We start from the raw sequence: 3,139 nt of genomic DNA, 5'->3' as shown, positions 1-3,139 counted from the left end.
GCGGGTGACCGCGCGCCCGTCGGCCCGCACGAGGCCGGCGGCGATGGCGGCCTGCGCCCGCGCCCGGCTCTCGAAATGGCCGTGCTCGACCAGCAGGAGGTCGGCCCTGATCCTGTCGCGCGTCATCGAGGCTGGTTCACGGGGAAGGGGTCACGAATGGTCCGGCCGCCGGGCTGCCCGGGCGGCGCGATCGAAGAAAGCCCTGTCGGAGGACCGGATGACGGCCTAACTAGCCCGACGTGGAGAGGAGAGCCATCACATGACACGCACCCTGCCGTTGCTCGCAGCCCTCGTCGGCTTCGCATCCGGCGCCACCGGAGCGCTCGCGCAGACCCCGCCGGCCGCGGAGTCGGCCCCGGCCGCCGCACCCCAGACCTTCACCGGCGAGATCAAGAACAACAAGGGCGAGCCGATCGGGACGCTGACGATCCGCGACGGCGCGAACGCGCTGGTGATGCGGATCGCGATCAAGGCCGGCGGCCTGCCGCCCGGCTGGCACGGCATCCACTTCCACGCGGTTGGCGACTGCTCCGACACCGACAAGTTCATGAACTCGAAGGCGCACGTGAACCACGACCAGAGCAAGCACGGCCTGCTCAACCCCGACGGCCCGGACGAGGGCGACCTGCCCAACGTCTACGCGGCGGCCGACGGCTCGGTGAACGCCGAGGTCTCCAGCGAAACGCCGCTGACGGGCGACGGCGGCCTCCAGGACGGCGACGGCTCGGCGCTGATCGTCCACGCCAACGAGGACGACCACACCACGCAGCCGATCGGCGGCGCCGGCAACCGCATCGGCTGCGCGGTGATCAAGTGACCCGCACGACGATCCGCTGAGGGGCACGAGGCCCTCGGTCACAGACGGCCGACGCCCGGCGAGGGATGTCCCGGCCCGTGCCGACCGGCGGATCGGTCGGATCCGACGCGGCGGCGCGGTCCCCGGCCGCGCCGCCGAGCGCTTCCGGCCCGCTACCGCGGGACTGCCCGACCCACTTCGACGACGAGGACGACCGACGATGACCGAAGCCGCGTTCAAGCCGACCGTCTACCTGAAGGCGGGCTGCCCGTTCTGCTTCAAGGTCCGCCTGTTCCTGCTCGAAACCGGGCAGCTGGATCGGGCGGACCTGCGCGAGTTCGTCCCCGGCGACGCGGCGGAGACGTCGATCCGCAGCCGGCTCGCGCCGGCGGTCGAGACGGTGACCTTCCCGACGGCCGAGCTTGCGCCCGGCCGGTTCACGACCGAATCCGATGCCATCGTCGCCCATTTCGCGGGGCGCGCCGGCGTCGCGCCCGATGCCTTGCCGACCTACCAGGCCTATCTCGGCGGCGTCTTCAAGAACCTCCAGTCCCTCTACCGCGAGAACATGGAGCTCAAGAACCGGTCCCGGACGGCCTGACGGGCATTCCGCGCGACGGCAGGGCCGGGCTCAGGCCCGCGCCAGGCGCGGCTTGCCTCCGAGCGCCTCCTCCACCGTGCCGTCACCGTCGAGATAGCCGTGGACCTTCGGGTTCGGCATGATCAGCGAGGCGACGAAGGCGATCGCGAGCAGGATGGTGACGTACCAGAAGAAGCTCGATTCCATCCCCGCCTCCTTGAACCACAGCGCCACGTATTCGGCGGTGCCGCCGAAGGTGGCGTTGGCGAGGGCGTAGGACAGGCCGACGCCGAGCGCGCGGACCTTGGTCGGGAACAGCTCCGCCTTCACGATGCCGCTGATCCCCGTGTAGAAGCTCACCGCCAGCAGCCCCAGCGTGATCAGGCCGAAGGCGACGTAGGGGTCCTGCGTCGCGCCGATCGCGGTCATCAGCGGCACCACCATCAGCGTGCCGAGGCCGCTGTAGAGCAGCATGTTGGCCTTGCGCCCGATCCGGTCCGACAGCGCACCGAATAGCGGCTGGACCATCATGTAGACCAGCAGCACCGCGGTCATCGTGCGCGAGGCCGTGCCCTTGTCGAAATGCGCGGTGTTGACGAGATACTTCTGCATGTACGTCGTGAAGGTGTAGAACACCAGCGAGCCGCCGGCGGTGTAGGCTAGGACCACGCAGAACGCGCGCCAATGCTTGGCGAGCTCGGAGAAGGTGCCGGCGTTCTCCTTGTCGGAGCCCGCGGTCTCGGCGAGCGAGCGCCGCAGGTAGAGGGCGACGATGGCGGCCACCGCCCCGAGGAAGAACGGGATTCGCCAGCCGAAGCTGTGCAGCTGCGCCTCGGTGAGCGCAAACTGCAGCACGATCAGCACCAGCGAGGCCAGGAGCTGGCCGCCGATCAGCGTCACGTACTGGAACGAGGCGAAGAATCCGCGCTGACCCTTCAGCGCGACCTCGCTCATGTAGGTGGCGCTGGTGCCGTACTCGCCGCCGACCGAGAGGCCCTGGAGCATGCGCGCCAGCAGCAGCAGCACGGGGGCTGCGGCGCCCACGGTCTCGTAGGTGGGCAGCAGGCCGATGAACAGCGAGCCAATGCACATCATCAGGACCGAGATGACCATCGAGGTCCGCCGCCCGACGCGGTCGGCGATGCGCCCGAACAGCCAGCCGCCGATCGGCCGCATGAAGAAGCCCACGGCGAAGATGCCGGCGGTCTGGAGAAGCTGGCTGGTGGAATCGCCCTTCGGGAAGAACGACGACGCGAAGTAGATCGCGAAGAAGGCGTAGCAGTAGAAATCGTACCACTCGACCAGGTTGCCGGACGACGAGGCGACGATCGCCCGGATGCGGCGGCTGCGGTCGGCCGCCACGTCTTCGGCGGTTGGCGCGATCCCGATCGAGTCGGACATGCTGGCTCCCTGTCTCCGTCGTTCGGACGGTGCATTCTTGATACGGGCGACGTTACAGGCGGGGACCGGGACCGCCTAGGCCGCGTGGGCGCGCGAACGAGGATGCCCACCGCCCGTGTCACGTCGTCTCCGAGAGGCACGCGCCGACGGAACGCTTTTCGGGACTGTACCGTTTCGGGGCGGTGACTTCGTCGGTCGGCGACGGACGTGGCCTTTCAACAATAACGGGACGGGATCGAGCGCCATGAACAAGATCTTTCGCGGAACGGTGACGGCCGCCGTGCTGGTGCTGGGCACGGCCACGGCCTTCGGCCAGGGCGGCCCCGGCGGCGGGGCCGGCGGGGCCGCCCTGGCCGAAGGCC

3 protein-coding genes and 1 pseudogene are annotated in these 3,139 nt (G+C 69.6%); 2 read left to right on the top strand and 2 right to left on the bottom strand.

What is annotated here, in order from left to right:
- Positions 1 to 126 (bottom strand): annotated as a pseudogene (locus FV230_RS31035) (S4 domain-containing protein); the annotation flags it as partial.
- A gap of 133 nt (positions 127 to 259) precedes the next feature.
- Between FV230_RS31035 and FV230_RS26510 the strand changes: the two are divergent.
- Positions 260 to 817, top strand: coding sequence for a superoxide dismutase family protein (locus tag FV230_RS26510; RefSeq protein ID WP_147729999.1), 558 nt, complete (start codon positions 260 to 262; stop codon positions 815 to 817).
- A 199-nt stretch (positions 818 to 1,016) separates the two neighbouring features.
- Entirely contained in the window at positions 1,017 to 1,397 is a 381-nt protein-coding gene (locus FV230_RS26505; RefSeq protein ID WP_147844505.1) for a glutathione S-transferase N-terminal domain-containing protein, read from the top strand.
- 30 nt (positions 1,398 to 1,427) lie between these two features.
- On the opposite strand, the gene FV230_RS26500 is transcribed toward FV230_RS26505, so the two are convergent.
- Entirely contained in the window at positions 1,428 to 2,777 is a 1,350-nt protein-coding gene (locus tag FV230_RS26500; protein WP_147729610.1) for an MFS family transporter, read from the bottom strand.
- Positions 2,778 to 3,139 lie beyond the last annotated feature (362 nt).

Source organism: Methylobacterium sp. WL6 (genome assembly GCF_008040095.1).
Classification (GTDB): Bacteria; Pseudomonadota; Alphaproteobacteria; order Rhizobiales; family Beijerinckiaceae; genus Methylobacterium.
This window is presented reverse-complemented; position numbering and strand designations above follow the sequence as displayed.